Below are 16366 nucleotides of genomic sequence, written 5' to 3'. Positions count from 1 at the left end.
GATTACTCCGCTGGTGTCGCTCGATCAGCGCCGGGTTTTGCCTGCGCTTTGGCAAGCTCCTCCTCATACCAGATTGAATGGTGCTCCTTCGCCCATTGCTCATCCACCTCGCCGGTCGCCATGGTCTCAATCGCGCCTTCCATGCCAACGGACCCAAGATAGATGTGCGCCACGATGATGGCGATAAAGACAAAGGCCACGATACCATGCCAGAGCTGGCTGAGTTGCATTTCTTCATAAGGAGAGAGCACTTCCGGCAATGCACCGCCCGTTACCAGTTGCGGCAGACCAGTCATGTTCAACACATTGAAGGTCTTGGCAAACATCGGCAGCTCAAACGGGAACAGCAGCGCGAGGCCAGATGCCGAGATCGAAACGCCCAACACAATCACCGACCAGAAAATGATCTTCTGCCCTGCGTTGAATTTTTTGGCAGGCGGATGCACGCCTTTGGAAAACAGCCCACCGCCTTTTGCCAGCCACTTGATGTCCGTGCGATCCGGAATGTTGTGATGCACCCACATGACAAAGACCATCGCCAGTCCCAGCATAAAGGCCCAGGCGATGTTGTTGTGCACCCATTTGCCGGCCAGTGCGATGGTGGCATAGGCTTCGTGCCCCATCCAGGGCAGGATAAACTTACGACCGGCGATCAGCACAAGGCCGGTGATCCCAAGGACAATGAAGGACACGCCCATCAGCCAATGAGCAAACCGTTCAATCGCCAGGAAGCGGATGATATTCCGCCCGGTCTTGGCCCCTTCGATCATGATCTTGCCGCGGATTAGCCAAAACAGCGCAATAACAGCCGTCATGCCGCCCAGCAGATAAAGCCCATAAGTGAGCAGCGGCCCCTCGCGGAAACTCAGCCAAGCCATGCCACTGTCTTGAATGAGCAATGTGCTGGTCGGCCCGCTGGCCTGTGTGGTGGTGTTGGCACTGCCATAGCGCAATGCACGAAACACTTCGGAGTCTGACGCCACGCCGCGCGTGCCCAGCTGGCCAATCAACGCTTCGACATTGCCCTGCCCGGTCGCATCACGCCGGAAACTGTCATCCAGTTTCTCACCACGCTGTCGCGCCATGATATCTTCCAGCGTCTGAGCGCCGCCCGTTGAACTGCGATCAGGTGCCGTATCCTGAGCCAAAGCTGGCCATGCCAACATGAACGAAAGAGCCATCCAGAGAAGCGCGCGCATCACATCCTCATATCATCTGAAACCATGGGGTCAGGGCTCTGCCCGTAACCGCGCATGAAAGAGTTCCTAGAAACATCAAACCGGCGGCAAGGAAACCCGCCGCCGGTGATTTTGACGGTATCAGCCGCCTTTTTGCTCATAGGCGGTGCCCCAGCCCCAAGCGCCGGTGCCAAAACCGCGCGCCACTACGCGTTCGCGGTAAATCGCGGAGACAACGTCCCCGTCACCCGCCAGAAGGGCTTTGGTTGAACACATCTCCGCGCAGATCGGCAGCTTGCCCTCTGCGATGCGGTTGCGGCCATATTTGGCGAATTCCGCAGTGGAGTGGTTCTCTTCCGGACCGCCTGCACAGAAGGTGCATTTGTCCATCTTGCCACGGCTGCCAAAGTTGCCTGCCTGGGGATATTGCGGCGCGCCAAACGGACACGCGTAGAAGCAATAGCCACAGCCAATGCACAGGTCTTTGGAGTGCAGCACCACACCTTCTTCGTTCTGATAGAAGCAATCCACCGGACAGACCGCCATACAAGGCGCATCTGAACAGTGCATGCATGCCACAGAAATCGAACGTTCACCCGGTGTGCCGTCGTTGATTGTCACAACGCGACGCCGGTTGATGCCCCAGGGCACCTCGTGCTCGTTCTTGCAGGCCGTCACGCAGGCGTTGCATTCGATGCAGCGTTCCGCGTCGCAGAGAAATTTCGCTCGTGCCATTTCTCTTCCTCCTTATGCTGCCCAGATTTTGCAGAGAGTCGCTTTGGTCTCCTGCATCTGGGTCACGCTGTCATAGCCATAGGTCTGCGCCGTGTTGGTGGCTTCGCCCAACACATATGGATCGGCCCCTGCCGGATACTTGCTCCGCAGGTCCTCCCCTTCGAAATGGCCCGCAAAGTGGAACGGCATGAAAACCACACCTTCGCCGACGCGTTCGGTCACCATGGCCATCACTTTGACCTTGGCTCCTTCGGCACCTTCGACCCACACCTGCGCCTGATCACGCACACCGAGATTGTTCGCATCACGCGGGTTGATCTCGACAAACATGTCCTGCTGCAGCTCGGCCAGCCACGGGTTGGAACGGGTTTCATCCCCGCCACCCTCGTATTCCACCAGACGACCAGAGGTCAGGATCAGCGGGTAGTCCTTGCTGAAGTCCTGTTTCTGGATCGAGGCGTACATGGTTGGCAGACGATAGAATTTCCGATCCTCATAGGTCGGATAATCCGCCACCAGGTCCCGACGGTTGGTGTAGAGCGGCTCGCGGTGCAGCGGGATCGGATCCGGGAAGGTCCAAACCACGGCACGCGCTTTCGCGTTCCCAAATGGCGCACATTCGTGCTTGATCGCCACCCGCTGGATGCCGCCTGATAGGTCGGTTTTCCAGTTGGTCTTGGGTCCGGCCACCGCATCAATGGCAGCGCGCTCTTCATCCGTCAGATCGCCATCCCAGCCCAGATCCATCAGCATCTGCATTGTGAATTCTGGGTAGCCATCCTGAATCTCGGAATCGAGGCTTGCCACACCTTCGGCCAGAAGGTTGTCACCGTCACGTTCCACACCAAAGCGGGCGCGGAAAGTCAAACCACCCTCAGAGACACGTTTGGACATGTCATAGAGGTTTGGCGTGCCCGGGTGCTTCATCTCTGGTGTGCCCCAGCATGGCCACGGCATACCGTAGTAGTCACCATCAGCCGGACCTCCATTCGCTTTCAGCGTGGTGCGGTCAAAGGTGTGCTGGTTTGCCATGTGCAGCTTGATACGCTCAGGCGACTGACCGGTGTAGCCAATCGTCCACAGACCTGCGTTGAACTCCCGGGTGATGCTTTCCACATTCGGGGTGTTCTCGTCTTCCATTTCGATGTTGCGGAAGAAACGGTCTGCCCAGCCAAACTTGTTGGCAAGGAGGCCCATGATCTCATGGTCCGGCTTGCTCTCAAACAGCGGATCAATGATCTGATCACGCCATTGCAAAGAGCGGTTGGACGCGGTCGCGGACCCGCGGGTCTCAAACTGCGTACAGGCCGGCAGAAGATACACGCCATCGGTGCGGTCTTGCATAACAGCAGAAGCGGTTGGGAACGGGTCGACAACGACCAGCATGTCCAGCTTCTCCATCGCTGTTTTCATTTCCTTACCGCGCGTCTGCGAGTTTGGCGCGTGGCCCCAAAGCACCATGGCCCGCACTTTGTCGGGGTTGTCCATGTTCTCTGGATCTTCCAGCACACCGTCGATCCAACGCGACACCGGAATACCGGTGAGATTCTGAAGCGACTTCTCTTTGCCGTCAGCACCTGTGGTGGTCGCAAACTGGCCTTTCAGCCAATCGCCATCTTCACCCCAGACACGGCCCCAGTGCGCCCATGCGCCTGCAGACAGGCCATAATAGCCCGGCAGCGTGTGGGACAGAACGCCAAGGTCCGTTGCCCCTTGCACGTTGTCGTGGCCGCGGAAGATGTTGGTGCCACCACCCTCTGTGCCCATGTTGCCCAGCGCCAACTGCAGCACACAATACGCACGCGTATTGTTATTGCCGTTGGTGTGCTGCGTGCCACCCATACACCAGATCACGGTGCCGGGACGGTTGTTGACCATCTGACGTGCGACACGGCGCAGCTGTTCACCCGGCGCGCCTGTGACGCGTTCAACTTCTTCCGGGTTCCACTTGGCCACTTCTTCCTTGATCTGGTCCATCCCCCAAACACGGGTGCGGATGAACTCTTTGTCTTCCCAACCGTTTTCGAAGATGTGCCACAGAATGCCCCAAACCAGCGCCACATCGGTGCCGGGACGGAAACGCACATATTCATCCGCATGGGCCGCCGTGCGTGTGAAGCGTGGATCACATACGATCAGCGGCGCGTTGTTGCGCTCTTTCGCGCGCAGCACGTGCAACAGCGAAACCGGGTGGGCTTCGGCCGGGTTGCCGCCAATGATGAAGATGGCTTTGGAGTTGTGGATGTCATTGTAGGAGTTGGTCATGGCGCCGTAGCCCCATGTGTTCGCAACACCTGCAACAGTGGTGGAGTGACAGATACGCGCCTGGTGATCCACGTTGTTGGTGCCCCAATAGGCAGCAAACTTACGGAACAGATAGGCCTGTTCGTTGTTGTGCTTGGCAGAGCCTAGCCAATAAACGCTGTCAGGGCCGCTTTCTTCGCGGATCTTCATCATGCCGTCGCCGATCTCGTTGATCGCCTGTTCCCAGCTGATGCGTTTCCACTCACCACCTTCTTTTTTCATCGGATACTTCAGACGGCGTTCGCCATGGGCGTGCTCGCGTACCGAAGCGCCTTTGGCGCAATGTGCACCGAGGTTGAACGGGCTGTCCCAACCTGGTTCCTGACCGACCCAAACGCCGCTCTGAACCTCTGCCACAACCGTACAGCCCACAGAGCAGTGGGTGCAGACGGATTTGACAGTTTCAACGGCGGTGTTTGCGGCGTCTTGGGCTTGCGCCTGAGTGACGGTGCCTCCTGTGGCACCAATTGCTGCCAGCCCGCCAATGGCGAGGCCGGATCCGCGCAGGAATGTGCGGCGGTCTACAGCTTTTTCAGCTGCAACAGACAGGATACTTGTCCGCTGGGGGCGTCGCGCAACCCCGTTGGTCTTTTTCCTAAGCATAGTTTCCTCCCTTGCTGTCCCTTAACGGGAACTTGCTAGGTAACTCTCTGATCCCGACCGGTGGGCGTCACGCAACCGGTGGTCGGGGGCGGGGATAACGTCCGATCAGAACCGGGCGCTGTCGAGGTAAGCGCGGGTGTGCGCAGTGTCCTGCATCTTGTTGCTGGACAGGTCAGCCGGTTGGGCTTCCGCCGTGTCAGGCGAAAGGGCCACCACTGCGGCTGCAGCTGGGGCTGCCGTCGTGGCGAGCTTCAGAAAATCGCGCCGGCTGGCGCCTTTTTCCTCTGGCTGGCTCATGGTCTGCTCCTTCTTCATGTCGGTTGGGGCCCGACGTTTCGTTTTGCGCTTACTCCGCCCCCATGCGGAACGCTTGTGTCTCAATCTCAAGGAAGGCTTTGCCCACAGTGCCGACAGGGGCGTAGAACACCGAGTTCTGAGCTCCCTCCAAATCTGTGAAGAAGTGCTCGGCCCACGGGGCGATGTGGGTGAAATAGAAATCCTTCTGACGTGTCAGCGGCGTCGGTTCGCCAAAACGCCCACGGATCATCCCCGCCATCATCTCAAGCAGGCTGGCGATATTGTCTTCCGGCTCATAAACATTGGGCGCGCGGGTGATACGCAGCCCCGCCATGTCAGCTCGCAGGGTGGCAAGCGGTTTTTCGTTGAGAAACCCGGTGAGGTAGTAGGAGGCAAAGGGCATCAATTCGCCACGCCCCAGACCAATGAACAGCGCATTGAACTCGCGCTCGACCGCTGGCTCTTTCATGGCCTTGGCAACACGCGCCAACGTGCTTATCGCCTGACCAAGAGCGCTGTCGTCACCGCCCAGACTGCTTGCGCGCTGCAAAAGCCCACTGTCCGGCGGATTCGCCAGAAGCGCCGCCAGAAAATCATATAGATCCGCCCGCAGCAGATCTTCCTCGGCAATCACGATGTCTTTGACGACTTCACTCATCCCTGTGTCATCTCCCCAGTCTGTTCTTGTGCGGCGAAAGCAAACCGCAAACGGCGGCGTACGGGCGATGCAGGCTCCGGCTCCTCGGTTTCGGCCATATCACCCGCAAACTCTGTGTCTTCGCCCTCAAACATTGTGGCGGCAGGGGCATCTTCCAAACCGCCGTCCTGTGCTTCTTCCGACTCAGAGAGCGTCACCGCAGACACATCTTCGCCCGCTTCATCGGCGGACTCAGCTTCGGCGACAGGCTCCGCCTCAGCGGCCTCTTTCTCCGCCGCCTGACGGGCCATTTCTTCCACATGTTTCAACATGCCTTTGCCCACCTGATAGGCGGTCTGCATGCCTTCGATCACCATGGCGCTGTCGGTGAAGTCCTCACCGTAATCGACCAGCTCATCCAGATTGGCCAAAACCGGATTGGTCAGCCAAAGTTTGCGCAGTGCGCGGCGACGAATGCGCTCCGGCACGGCTTTGGCAAGAAAGACCGAAAAATCGTCGCCCTGATCCAACTCATCAGGATCCGGCAATTCCAGTTCCGCCAGCACCTCTGCGTCTGTCTTTTCCTCAAGCGCTGCGTGCTCTTCTGCCAGCACCTGTTTCTCAACAGCCAATGCCTCCGCAGCAGCTTCCTCTGCAACGGCCGCCTTGCGGCGTGCCCAGAAATCTCCACCCCGGCTCAATTTGGCCTCCCCGTGCGCGGCGCGCGGTACACATCGCTCAGCTGCGAAATCCGCGCGTCCCCGCGGCCATCTTCCGTCAGGTCGGTGCGCTTCTTGTCCCGGCGCCGCTTCACAAAAACCTCTTCCTCGTGGTGAGCCTGAACAAAGTCGCGCAAGAAGGCGATCAACCCTTCAGGCATCGGCACAAGCTCCAGAAGCTCTTCGCCGCTGTCCGCGTAGTCCTGAAACTCGTAGGCAGAGGCCGTTGCCAGCAGAATATCGTAAGGATGATCTGCATCCGGATCCTCATTCTCCCGCATCACCACACCGATCGACGGCACGCGCGATGACAGCGTGGTCAGATACGCCTCCGTATCCGTGTGCCAAAGTTCCAGCGATACCGTGGCCGCATGAAACTCCACCGCATCTCCCTCCTCGCGCAGCACCTGCCAGTCGGCCTGCGCCGCTCCCGGCAAGACAGCAACAGCCTGCCACGCAAAAGGCACCCAACGGCTGGCCGAGGGTGTCCTGCGAATAACGATGCCCAGTGGCAATGAAACCGGCGCTTGGCGCATGCGGCTCTAGTTCTCCTCCCATGCCTACAAATTTTTTTGCAGGCACAGATATGATCCCCCCAACACCTCCGTTTGCCAAAGAAAAACGCACAAAGCCGACAATCCGCTCTCAAAACTGGACATTTTGATCCGAGAGACGCTGCGACATTCTGACGTTAGGTCAGATTGTCCACCTGAGGTCAAAACCAAGAGAATCACTAGGCTTTAGCCTTCCGATTCTCCTGAGCCTCTCGCGTATTTGCAGGGCTTTACGGCATCAAAGATTCATGCATTCCTAGGTGCGTTCGACCGCACCAATTGCCGCCGAACAGGGGAGGAAATCGTGTCCAAGACTTTGATTCTATGTAATTGTTCTGACAGCATGACTCTGGACGCAGAGCAATTGTCCGCAACCAGCGGTCTGAGCTGCTCTAAAGTCCACAACGGCCTTTGCACCAAAGACGCTTCTGCGGCCGCCGAACTTTTGAAGGCAACAGGCGGCGGTGAAAATGCGGTCATCGCCTGTCAGCAGGAACAGGATTTCTTTGTCGAACTGGCCGAAGATCTTGAGGTGGACAGCCCCCTTTGTGTGGACCTACGCGACCGCGCCGGCTGGTCCGAGAATGCAGATCAAGCCGCCCCCAAAATGGCCGCGCTTCTCGCCGATGCGCTGCGCCCGACGCCAGAAACCAAAACCTATGACATTATCTCTGACGGCCAGTGCCTGATCCTGGGCGCACCGGATGTGGCCATGGAGGCCGCGCAGCAGCTTTCAGAGTTCCTGAGCGTCACGGTGCTTGTTCCAAGCGGTGCCGAAGCCCCGATCGAGCGTGGATGCGATGTCATCGCCGGGCGCATCAAACGTGTCACCGGTGCGCTTGGACAGTTTGACGTTTACATCGACGCCCTGCAGCAATTGGAACCCGGCGGGCGTGGCCCGCTACAGTTTGGCGATGCCCGAAACGGCGCACAAACCACCTGCGACATCATCCTTGATCTGCGTGGTGAACCCGCGCTGGTTCCCGCTCCGGAAAAGCGTGAAGGCTACCTGAGAGCGGATCCAAACAGCTTGCCCGCCGTGCACGCCGCGATCCTCGAAGCCTCCCACCTTGTTGGGACATTTGAGAAACCTCTCTATCTGACGCTTGAGCCAAGCCTCTGTGCCCACTCACGCGCAGAGCAGACCGCTTGCACCAAATGTCTGGATGCCTGCCCTACGTCTGCGATCCATCCGTCCGGCGATCATGTGGATATCGATCCCAATATCTGCGCCGGATGCGGTGCCTGTGCCGCCCTTTGCCCCTCTGGCGCAATCACCTTCGATGACCCGCCCGTCAGCGCGCTCTTTGCACGCATCAACGCTCTGGCGGAGGCCTATCGCTCCGCGGGCGGCACCGCGCCGCGCCTTATGGTGCATGACCGCAGTTTCGGCGCAGAGATGATCGCCCTCGCCGCACGATTTGATCGCGGCCTGCCTGCGGATGTGATCCCGATGGATCTCGAACGTGTCAGCGGATTTGGACACGCCGAAATGCTCGCGAGCCTCGCCAGCGGTTTTGCCAGCGTGGACATTCTGGTGTCTCCCACCACAGATCGCAGCGCTTTGGACAGCGAGCTCGCGTTGGCGCAAGCCCTAAGCGGTGCAGAGAACACGCTTCGCCTTTTGGAGCCGCAAGAGCCTTCCGCGCTATGCGACATGCTCTATGACACCACGCCGCAAACCGCATTGGCAAACCCCATCCTGCCGCTTGGCAACCGCAGGCAGGTCACCCGTCTTGCGGTGAAAGCTCTACAGCCAAGTGTAGAAGCTCCCATCGCTCTGCCGGAGCAGGCACCATACGGTGCCGTACTTATGGATAAAGACGCCTGCACATTGTGCCTGTCCTGCGCATCGCTCTGCCCGGCGGGGGCGCTTGGGGACAACCCCGATAAGCCACAGCTGCGCTTTCAGGAAGACGCCTGCCTGCAATGCGGTCTCTGCGCCAATGTCTGCCCGGAAAATGCGATTTCGCTGGTGCCCCAGTTTGACACCTCAGATGCCGCGCTCACCCAACAGGTTGTGCATGAAGAAGAGCCCTTTGAATGCGTGGAATGCGGCACACCGTTTGGGGTGAAATCCACCATCGAGCGCATCATGGACAAACTCGCGGGCAAACACGCCATGTTCGCCACCTCAGATGCAGCGCGGATGATCCAGATGTGTGATGATTGCCGTGTGAACGCGCAGTTCCATCAGCCCAGCAATCCCTTTGCCGCAGCAGATCGCCCGCGCGTGCGCACATCTGAGGATTACTTCAGCAAGCGCCGGGATCACTGATGCGCAATCGGCTTGCCCAAATCTGCCGGGTCCACCGTCGCGGCATAGGCCAGGATGTTCTCCAGCTCTTCAAGGCTGAGAGTGACCGGGCTGATGGGCGACGGGCGGGTTTCGTCAAACGGTTCGGTCAAATCCGGGATCACCGTGAATGCCGGATGCGGGTTCAGCGCATAGAAGGCCGCGAAACGCTCCTCCCAATCCGCCAAGCTGCGCAGCACAGCAAAGCTGGGGGTGGAGCCAATGCCCGACATCCGGTTGGCGTCGCCCACCACATGACAGCGGCCACAGGCCGTGAGCGCCAGATCCGCCCCGCGCGTGGCGTCTCCGTCAAACACCGTCGCCTCAACCGCAGCCTCTGTGACAACCGGGGGCGCAAAAATCTCTGCGCCATCGCGTTTGTACGTCAGCACCGTGCGCTGGCCGACCTCTCCGGTCAGCCATTTGGCAAAGGTGGCCATATGAACGTCCTCTGCGTTGGAAACGGTCAGCCCATAGGTCACGCCATCTTTGGAAAAAACCGCGCGCTGACCATCTTCGACCAGCGCCGCAGCGCCCGCGCCAGCATCCTCCACAAGCGTGACCCGCACCCCGTGCTTAAGCATGAACCGCGGCATCATGAATTTGATCACACCGGTTTCGATAAGGTCCGGCGAGACGTAGAGCGTGGTGGTTTTCCCCTGCGCCAAAGCGGCACTAGCCATGGCAGCGATGCTAATCGCCATTGCCAAAACCCATCGTACCATCCGAGATATCACCATGTAGCAAACCTAGGCGCGGCTCACAGCCCGCGTCAACACGCGCGCCTAAGACGCGCGTTTTAGCAAAGGACACCGCAATGAGCGACGATTTCAACATGAGTATGCGCAAGTTCCTCAAGCAGGTTGGCGTGACAAGCCAGCAGGCCATCGAGGAAGCCATGCGCGCGGCGGGGGCTGAGGCCACCGCGGGAAAAACCTTCAATGCCAAAATGGTGCTCACCATCGACGGGCTGGAGATGGAGCATGTGGTGACCGGCGATATCAAAGGACGCGAATGAATGGCCAACCGCGACGACATTCTGAATATTCTCAAAGACTTCACTGATCCTGCCTCCGGCAGTGATCTGGTCGCCTCGGGCATGGTGCGCGCGCTTTCCGTCGACAACGGCGAGGTGCGGTTTGTGATGGAAATCGACCCAACTCGCGCACAGGCAATGCAGCCGATCAAGGCCGATATTGAAAGCCGCCTGAACGCGCTTGAAGGGGTTTCCAAAGTGGCCATTGTCATGACCGCACATGAGGCGAAATCCCCGCCACCCGATCTCAAACCCTCACGTCCCAGCCAGCCCCAAGGCCCGCAAAAAATTCCGGGTATCGACCGTATTCTTGCCGTCGCCTCGGGCAAGGGCGGCGTGGGCAAATCCACGGTTTCAGCGAATCTCGCCGCCGCTTTGGCCGCCGAAGGCCGGCGGGTTGGCCTGCTGGATGCAGATGTCTACGGCCCCTCACAGCCGCGTATGCTTGGCGTCTCTGGCCGTCCGGCCAGCCCGGATGGCAAAACCATTCTCCCCATGCGCAACCACGGCGTCACCATGATGTCGATCGGCCTCATGACCCGCGAAGAAGAGGCTGTGGTCTGGCGTGGCCCCATGTTGATGGGCGCGCTTCAGCAGATGCTCAATCAGGTGCAATGGGGGGCGCTTGACGTGTTGATCGTCGATCTGCCACCCGGCACCGGCGATGTGCAGATGACGCTCGCTCAAAAAGCAGAGCTCACCGGCGCGCTTGTGGTCTCCACCCCGCAGGACATCGCACTCTTGGATGCCCGCAAAGGCATCAACATGTTTGAAAAACTCGGCACGCCAATCGTGGGCATGATCGAAAACATGAGCACCCACATCTGCTCCAACTGCGGGCACGAGGAACATGTCTTTGGCCATGGCGGCGTCGCAGCGGAAGCTGAGAAGCTGAACGTGCCACTCTTGGCGGAAATTCCTCTGGCGATGGACATTCGGCTGGCCGCGGATGGAGGCGCACCAATTGTTGTCTCCAAGCCGGACTCGCCGCAAGCACAGGTCTTCCGCGAACTGGCGCGTCAACTGATTGCGGATGGCACCGCATGAGGGCGGCACCGCAATTCCCGCCGCTCTTTGAAGGCCTCGCGCTTTCGGGCGCGGCGGATCCCTTTGCCAAGGCGCAGACGCAGGCCATCATGGGCTGTGACGCAGGGTTGGTGGTCTACAATCTGGCCGCCGACCAGCTGCGCGCAGCGATTGTCTTTGCCCCCGAAGTCACCTTGAGCGAAGCCATGCCCGTGCTGATCAGCTGCGCCATCGGCTTTCAGAATGCGCTTGGTGCCTTAGCCCCGCCCGAGGTCGCCGTACACTTGGAATGGCCGGGCGGTATTTTGGTCAACGGTGCGCGCTGCGGTCAACTGCGCGTGGCGGCCTCGACAGAAGATGCCAACGCCATGCCCGACTGGATTGTGGTCGGCCTCGAACTGCCCCTGATCCCGGCGAACGCAGACACGCCGGGCGACACACCTGATCAAACCGCGCTCTATGAGGAAGGCTGTGTCGATATCCCACCCGAGGACCTGCTCAGCGCCTGGGTGCGCCACACGCTGGTCTGGGTCAACCGCATGGAAGAAGACGGCCTCAAACCGCTCAACAACGAGTGGCGTGGCCTTGCACATAACCTTGGAGAAGACGTGAGCTGGACGATCGGTGACACCCCAGAAACCGGCACCTTTGTCGGCACCGACGAACATTTCGGCGCCATGCTGCGCAGCGACGAAGACACTCGCCTGCTCCCGCTGACAACGCTTTTGGAAGGAAACACCTGATGCTGCTCGCACGCGCCATCCACTTTGATGAAAGCGACCAGAGGGTCTACCACAGCCCCGCCCGCACCGGCGAATGGGCCATCAGCGGCGGCTTTGAATTCTCCAATTGGTCAGACGCGGATCTCACCGGCAAGGCCCGTCAGGCCTTCACCAATGGCTGGCTGGGCGTCGAAACTTTCGGGCGCGTGACCTTCGTGGCCGTGACAGCCATCGAACCCGCCGAACTCGAAGCCCTGACAGATGCCCTTGCGCAGCATTTTGTCGAGATCTACGGCGCCCCCTCTCTGGAAGCTGCCCGACCTGTGGCTGCCGAAGAGCTCGCGCACATGGCGGACCTTTGCGCCGATCACAGCCCCAACACCCTGCTGACAGTGGTGCGCGAGCTGACCGAAGCTGGCGTGCGCGAACAATTCCGCTCCATCGCCCCGGCAGAGGCTGAACTGGAGCAGTTTGCGATACATTCCGTGCCGGATGAGGGGGCTTGATCAAAGCCCCCTAACATACTCAGCGTTTGGCATTGAAAACGAACAGCCGCCCGCCTTCCAGCACATACCCATCAATCAGGTCGCGTGCGCGGTCACTGACCAGCCAATCCTCAAGCTGAAGCGCCAGCTCCGCCTTCACATGGCCGTGCATCTCAGGGCTCACCGGCAGGTAAGCATATTGGTTAAACAGAGCAGGATCGCCCGCATAAAGCAGCGCGAGATCGCCTTTGTTGCCAAACTTCAACCAGCTGGCGCGATCCGTCATGATATAGGCATTCAGCCCCGAGGCTGTGTTCAGCGAAGCCCCCATGCCCGCACCGGCCTCTTTGTACCAGGATACGGCACGCGCCTCGGCATCGATACCGGCATCCGCCCAAAGCCCCAGCTCTTTCTTGTGGGTGCCGCTGTCATCCCCACGGCTCACAAACGCGGCGCCGTTTTGTGCAATCAGGCCAAGTGCATCCGTTGCCGAAGCCGCGCCGGCAATCCCGGCCGGATCAGCAGACGGGCCAACAAACACAAAATCATTGAACATGATTTCGCGGCGATGCACGCCGAACCCGCCTAGAACAAATTCCTCTTCCGCCGCTTTGGAATGCACCAAAATGGCATCCACGTCCCCGGCTTCCCCAAGACGCAAAGCCTGCCCGGTCCCCACCACGAGCAGTTGCACTTCGATCCCGGTGTCTTTCTGAATTTCAGGCAGCAGCACCTCGGCCAAGCCGGAATTGTGGAAAGACGTTGTGACAGCCATTTTCAGGCTATCGGCTTGCGCGGACACGGTGCTCAATGCCCATAGTGTCAGCGCAAAAAGTGGTCCCATTTTCATTCGATAATGTCTCCTTGAAGGAAAGCGCGCGCTTCCTTGGATTTTGGGTCTTCAAAAAATAACTCTGCAGAAGTCGCTTCTAATATCTGGCCATGATGTATGAACCAGACGTCTTGCGCCAGTCTGCGGGCCTGTCCGATGTCATGTGTCGACATCACGATGCGTGTCCCCTCTTCATGAACACTGTGCAGCAAGGCCTCAAACTCGCGCGTCGCGCGCCCGTCAAGGTTGGCACAGGGTTCATCCAAGAACAGAATTTGCGGTTGCCGGATCAAAGCGCGGGCCAGCGCCAGCTTTTGCCGCTCGCCTCCTGACAGAACCGTCGCCTGTTTGTCTGCACTGTCCTGCAAACCAACACGGGCAATCCACTCCGCTGCTTGCTTCCGCGCGTCCTTTCGGGACACACCATGCACGGTCAAAGGATAAGCCACATTCTCAAGCGCACTGCGGCGCATCATGATTGGCGCCTGAAACAGAAACCCTTGCTGCCCACGTGCCTGCGGCTCTGGCACCTGCCACTTGAGCTGCCCCCCGGACGCCAATCGCTCCATGCCGTGCAAAAGTCGCAACAGCGTGGTTTTACCCGCACCATTTGGCCCCATCACAATGGTCAGCCCGGTCTCGGACACCTCGGCAGTGATCGGGCCAATCAGCACCTTGCCACGGCGGCGCACCACCGCATTCTCCACACTAAGGGGCAGGATCGTCTCTACCATCGTCCGCTCACCTCTGTGCGTGACAGGCTGTGGATGATCAGGTTCACCGCCACCGCCAAGCCGATCAGAATGAAGCCAAGCGCCAACGCCAGCGCGAAGTTGCCTTTGCCTGTCTCAAGGGAGATCGCCGTGGTCAGAACCCGTGTGGCATGGTCGATATTGCCACCCACAATCATGATCGCCCCCACTTCGCCAATGCCGCGGCCAAAGCCGGCAAGCGACGCCGTCAACAAGGCACGACGCCCGTCCCACAGCAAGGTCATAATGCGTTGACGCCGCGTGGTGTTCAGCGAAATCAACAGGTCATGATATTCCGCCCAGAGATCGCGGATCGCCTGATGTGAGATCGAGGCGATCAGCGGGGTCAGAATGACGACCTGTGCAATGATCATTGCGGTTGGTGTGAACAACAGTCCAAAGACGCCAAATGGGCCGGAGCGGGACAGCAGCAGATATACGATCAGCCCAACCACAACCGGCGGCAACCCCATCAATGCATTGAGTGTGGCAATCGCCAATCGGCGGAACCGGAAGCGCTGCACGGCCAGCCAGCATCCCAGCGGCAAGCCAATCAACGAAGACACCAAAACCGCACTCAGCGTGACCCGCAGAGAGCGCAAAGAGATCTCGATGAGATCCGTATCCAAGGTGAAAATCAGATGGGCTGCATGCAACAGCCCTGCCAGAATGTCGTTCATCCGCCCGGTCTGAGACCGCCTCCCTCACTCAACACAGCGCTAGGTACCGCCAATTCGGAATTTTGTGTTGATCTGAGCATTTTTACGGGTTGGCAAGTCCGAGCGAAAGTAAAATACCCGCCACCTGCGACCTTTAGGAAATTCGACCCAAAATGTCTCAATGCAGCGCAGGCATCCCGTCATTTTGTCCTAGTGTCCCCAACGGTCCTGCCTGCCAGCAAAACAATCGCCCTGATCTGCCCGCAAACACATCGCAGGGTTCCACTTCTGTAGCTCGTGGTGGAATGTCGTTGCCGCTCTGGCGAGGCTTCGCCGTTTGCGTCCCTAATTTGGGTGATCACCGCAACACGCCTACCGCTCTGCGCTGACAGAGCCTACCTTTTTGGCATGGTTCAAACCCGAGGAGAGGCCCATGACCCGACAAACCCAAGGACGCGGACAGCGATATGACAGCATTCTGGACACGGTTGGCGATACCCCCGTTGTGCGCCTCAATCGCATCGCACCAGACCATGTGAACATGTTCGTCAAGTTTGAAGCCGCAAATCCGGCGGGCTCCGTGAAAGACCGTCTGGCCCTCAATATCATTGAAGCCGCAGAGAAGGACGGTCGTCTGAAACCCGGGCAAACCGTTGTTGAGGCAACCTCCGGCAACACCGGCATTGGTCTCGCCATGGTCTGCGCCGCCAAAGGATATCCGTTGGTGATCACCATGTCCGAGGCTTTCTCGGTTGAGCGCCGCCGTCTGATGCGGTTCCTGGGCGCAAAAGTTGTGCTGACACCAAAGGCACAAAAAGGCTTTGGCATGTACACCAAAGCAAAAGAACTGGCAGATGCAAACGGCTGGTTCCTGGCCAGTCAGTTTGAAACTGCCGACAACGCCGACATGCACGAACACACCACCGCGCGCGAAATCCTCAATGATTTTGCCGGGGAGCAGCTTGATTATTGGGTCACGGGCTACGGCACCGGCGGCACGGTTGCCGGGGTGTCCCGCGTGCTGCGCCGCGAAAGCCCGCAGACCAAGATCATCCTGTCCGAGCCAACCAACGCCGCGCTGGTGGACTCAGGCTATGTGAACACCCGCAACGACGCCCATCAGGCCACCGAAAGCCACCCATCCTTTGAGCCGCATCCGATCCAGGGCTGGACCCCTGATTTCATTCCATGGGTGTTGCAGGAAGCGCTCGACAACAATGGCTTTGATCAGCTGATCAAAGTGTCAGGGCCGGATGGCATCAAATGGTCCCAGCGCCTCGCCGCTGAAGAGGGGATCTTCACAGGCATCTCCGCCGGCGCCACTTTGGCCGCAGCGATTGAGGCTGCCAAAGATGCCCCCGAAGGCGCAAACATTCTCGTCATGCTGCCCGACACCGGAGAGCGCTATCTGTCCACACCCCTCTTTGACGGCATTGCCGAGGAGATGAGTGAAGCGGAGATCGAAATCTCCAAATCCACGCCCAGCGCTGAAATCTAAGACCTCGCACATCGAACCGCACAAACAAAAAGG

General features: G+C 59.2%; 17 protein-coding genes. 6 read left to right on the top strand and 11 right to left on the bottom strand.

Annotated features, from left to right (window positions below; genetic code table 11):
- Nucleotides 1-2: 2 nt before the first annotated feature.
- The 7 genes from J7399_RS08675 to J7399_RS08645 all read right to left on the bottom strand — a co-directional run bounded on the left by J7399_RS08675 (nucleotide 3) and on the right by J7399_RS08645 (nucleotide 7009).
- Entirely contained in the window at nucleotides 3-1199 is a 1197-nt protein-coding gene (locus tag J7399_RS08675) for a formate dehydrogenase subunit gamma (protein WP_209085335.1), read from the bottom strand.
- Nucleotides 1200-1319: 120 nt separating this feature from the next.
- Entirely contained in the window at nucleotides 1320-1913 is a 594-nt protein-coding gene (fdh3B, locus tag J7399_RS08670) for a formate dehydrogenase FDH3 subunit beta (RefSeq protein WP_209058542.1), read from the bottom strand.
- A 12-nt stretch (nucleotides 1914-1925) separates the two neighbouring features.
- Entirely contained in the window at nucleotides 1926-4820 is a 2895-nt protein-coding gene (locus J7399_RS08665; protein WP_209085333.1) for a formate dehydrogenase subunit alpha, read from the bottom strand.
- 105 nt (nucleotides 4821-4925) lie between these two features.
- The gene (locus J7399_RS08660) at nucleotides 4926-5117 is read right to left on the bottom strand and encodes a ubiquinol-cytochrome c reductase iron-sulfur subunit N-terminal domain-containing protein (RefSeq protein WP_209058538.1); all 192 of its coding nucleotides are present in this window, start codon (nucleotides 5115-5117) and stop codon (nucleotides 4926-4928) included.
- 49 nt (nucleotides 5118-5166) lie between these two features.
- Nucleotides 5167-5775, bottom strand: a complete 609-nt coding sequence (locus tag J7399_RS08655) for a molecular chaperone TorD family protein (protein ID WP_209058536.1) — start codon at nucleotides 5773-5775, stop codon at nucleotides 5167-5169.
- Nucleotides 5772-6455: a DUF3306 domain-containing protein gene (locus J7399_RS08650; protein ID WP_209085329.1), complete on the bottom strand. Its 684-nt coding sequence runs from the start codon at nucleotides 6453-6455 to the stop codon at nucleotides 5772-5774. The genes J7399_RS08655 and J7399_RS08650 overlap by 4 nt, the downstream gene beginning before the upstream one ends.
- A complete protein-coding gene (locus J7399_RS08645; protein WP_209058533.1) occupies nucleotides 6452-7009 on the bottom strand; it encodes a DUF3305 domain-containing protein in 558 nt (185 codons plus the stop codon). Before J7399_RS08645 ends, J7399_RS08650 begins: the two co-directional genes overlap by 4 nt.
- 322 nt (nucleotides 7010-7331) lie before the next feature.
- Between J7399_RS08645 and J7399_RS08640 the strand changes: the two genes are divergently transcribed.
- The gene (locus J7399_RS08640) at nucleotides 7332-9305 is read left to right on the top strand and encodes a 4Fe-4S binding protein (protein WP_209085326.1); all 1974 of its coding nucleotides are present in this window, start codon (nucleotides 7332-7334) and stop codon (nucleotides 9303-9305) included.
- Here J7399_RS08640 and J7399_RS08635 read toward each other — a convergent pair.
- Complete coding sequence (locus J7399_RS08635; protein WP_209085324.1) at nucleotides 9299-10027, bottom strand: hypothetical protein; 729 nt, start codon at nucleotides 10025-10027, stop codon at nucleotides 9299-9301. The genes J7399_RS08640 and J7399_RS08635 overlap by 7 nt on opposite strands.
- Nucleotides 10028-10140: 113 nt before the next feature.
- On the opposite strand from J7399_RS08635, the gene J7399_RS08630 reads away from it, so the two are divergent.
- From J7399_RS08630 to J7399_RS08615, 4 genes are read left to right on the top strand one after another with little or no spacing between them, the layout of a single operon-like run.
- Entirely contained in the window at nucleotides 10141-10341 is a 201-nt protein-coding gene (locus J7399_RS08630; RefSeq protein WP_209085322.1) for a DUF6494 family protein, read from the top strand.
- Complete coding sequence (apbC, locus tag J7399_RS08625; protein WP_209085320.1) at nucleotides 10342-11406, top strand: iron-sulfur cluster carrier protein ApbC; 1065 nt, start codon at nucleotides 10342-10344, stop codon at nucleotides 11404-11406. It begins immediately after the preceding gene.
- Nucleotides 11403-12128: a biotin/lipoate--protein ligase family protein gene (locus J7399_RS08620; RefSeq protein ID WP_209085318.1), complete on the top strand. Its 726-nt coding sequence runs from the start codon at nucleotides 11403-11405 to the stop codon at nucleotides 12126-12128. The genes apbC and J7399_RS08620 overlap by 4 nt, the downstream gene beginning before the upstream one ends.
- On the top strand, nucleotides 12128-12613 hold the full coding sequence (locus tag J7399_RS08615; protein WP_209058520.1) for a DUF6505 family protein: 486 nt from the start codon (nucleotides 12128-12130) through the stop codon (nucleotides 12611-12613). The genes J7399_RS08620 and J7399_RS08615 overlap by 1 nt, the downstream gene beginning before the upstream one ends.
- A 19-nt stretch (nucleotides 12614-12632) precedes the next feature.
- Here J7399_RS08615 and J7399_RS08610 read toward each other — a convergent pair whose 3' ends face one another.
- The 3 genes from J7399_RS08610 to J7399_RS08600 are packed head-to-tail and all read right to left on the bottom strand — an operon-like array spanning nucleotide 12633 to nucleotide 14856.
- Nucleotides 12633-13442 carry a substrate-binding domain-containing protein gene (locus J7399_RS08610; RefSeq protein WP_209085316.1) on the bottom strand — a complete coding sequence of 270 codons (810 nt, stop codon included), beginning with the start codon at nucleotides 13440-13442 and terminating at the stop codon, nucleotides 12633-12635.
- Nucleotides 13439-14158 carry an ATP-binding cassette domain-containing protein gene (locus J7399_RS08605; protein WP_209085313.1) on the bottom strand — a complete coding sequence of 240 codons (720 nt, stop codon included), beginning with the start codon at nucleotides 14156-14158 and terminating at the stop codon, nucleotides 13439-13441. The genes J7399_RS08610 and J7399_RS08605 overlap by 4 nt, the downstream gene beginning before the upstream one ends.
- Nucleotides 14152-14856, bottom strand: a complete 705-nt coding sequence (locus tag J7399_RS08600) for an ABC transporter permease (RefSeq protein ID WP_209085311.1) — start codon at nucleotides 14854-14856, stop codon at nucleotides 14152-14154. Before J7399_RS08600 ends, J7399_RS08605 begins: the two co-directional genes overlap by 7 nt.
- A gap of 412 nt (nucleotides 14857-15268) precedes the next feature.
- Here J7399_RS08600 and cysK point away from each other — a divergent pair, with 412 nt between their 5' ends.
- Entirely contained in the window at nucleotides 15269-16333 is a 1065-nt protein-coding gene (gene cysK, locus J7399_RS08595) for a cysteine synthase A (RefSeq protein WP_209085310.1), read from the top strand.
- The last annotated feature ends 33 nt before the right edge of the window (nucleotides 16334-16366 follow it).

Origin of the sequence: Shimia sp. R9_1, assembly GCF_017743775.1 — a bacterium.
In the GTDB taxonomy this organism is placed as follows: Bacteria; Pseudomonadota; Alphaproteobacteria; order Rhodobacterales; family Rhodobacteraceae; genus Shimia.
Note: the sequence above shows the minus strand (reverse complement) of the source record. Positions and strands in the feature narration are given on the sequence as shown.

What these genes read in the sequence shown, in the direction of transcription:
- J7399_RS08635 (WP_209085324.1), bottom strand. Translation starts at nt 10,027, where the DNA reads ATGGCGATTAGCATCGCTGCCATGGCTAGTGCCGCTTTGGCGCAGGGG.
- J7399_RS08620 (WP_209085318.1), top strand. Translation starts at nt 11,403, where the DNA reads ATGAGGGCGGCACCGCAATTCCCGCCGCTCTTTGAAGGCCTCGCGCTT.
- J7399_RS08605 (WP_209085313.1), bottom strand. Translation starts at nt 14,158, where the DNA reads ATGGTAGAGACGATCCTGCCCCTTAGTGTGGAGAATGCGGTGGTGCGC.
- apbC (WP_209085320.1), top strand. Translation starts at nt 10,342, where the DNA reads ATGGCCAACCGCGACGACATTCTGAATATTCTCAAAGACTTCACTGAT.
- J7399_RS08655 (WP_209058536.1), bottom strand. Translation starts at nt 5,775, where the DNA reads ATGAGTGAAGTCGTCAAAGACATCGTGATTGCCGAGGAAGATCTGCTG.
- J7399_RS08610 (WP_209085316.1), bottom strand. Translation starts at nt 13,442, where the DNA reads ATGAAAATGGGACCACTTTTTGCGCTGACACTATGGGCATTGAGCACC.
- cysK (WP_209085310.1), top strand. Translation starts at nt 15,269, where the DNA reads ATGACCCGACAAACCCAAGGACGCGGACAGCGATATGACAGCATTCTG.
- J7399_RS08665 (WP_209085333.1), bottom strand. Translation starts at nt 4,820, where the DNA reads ATGCTTAGGAAAAAGACCAACGGGGTTGCGCGACGCCCCCAGCGGACA.
- J7399_RS08675 (WP_209085335.1), bottom strand. Translation starts at nt 1,199, where the DNA reads ATGCGCGCGCTTCTCTGGATGGCTCTTTCGTTCATGTTGGCATGGCCA.
- J7399_RS08645 (WP_209058533.1), bottom strand. Translation starts at nt 7,009, where the DNA reads ATGCGCCAAGCGCCGGTTTCATTGCCACTGGGCATCGTTATTCGCAGG.
- J7399_RS08660 (WP_209058538.1), bottom strand. Translation starts at nt 5,117, where the DNA reads ATGAGCCAGCCAGAGGAAAAAGGCGCCAGCCGGCGCGATTTTCTGAAG.
- J7399_RS08630 (WP_209085322.1), top strand. Translation starts at nt 10,141, where the DNA reads ATGAGCGACGATTTCAACATGAGTATGCGCAAGTTCCTCAAGCAGGTT.
- fdh3B (WP_209058542.1), bottom strand. Translation starts at nt 1,913, where the DNA reads ATGGCACGAGCGAAATTTCTCTGCGACGCGGAACGCTGCATCGAATGC.
- J7399_RS08600 (WP_209085311.1), bottom strand. Translation starts at nt 14,856, where the DNA reads ATGAACGACATTCTGGCAGGGCTGTTGCATGCAGCCCATCTGATTTTC.
- J7399_RS08615 (WP_209058520.1), top strand. Translation starts at nt 12,128, where the DNA reads ATGCTGCTCGCACGCGCCATCCACTTTGATGAAAGCGACCAGAGGGTC.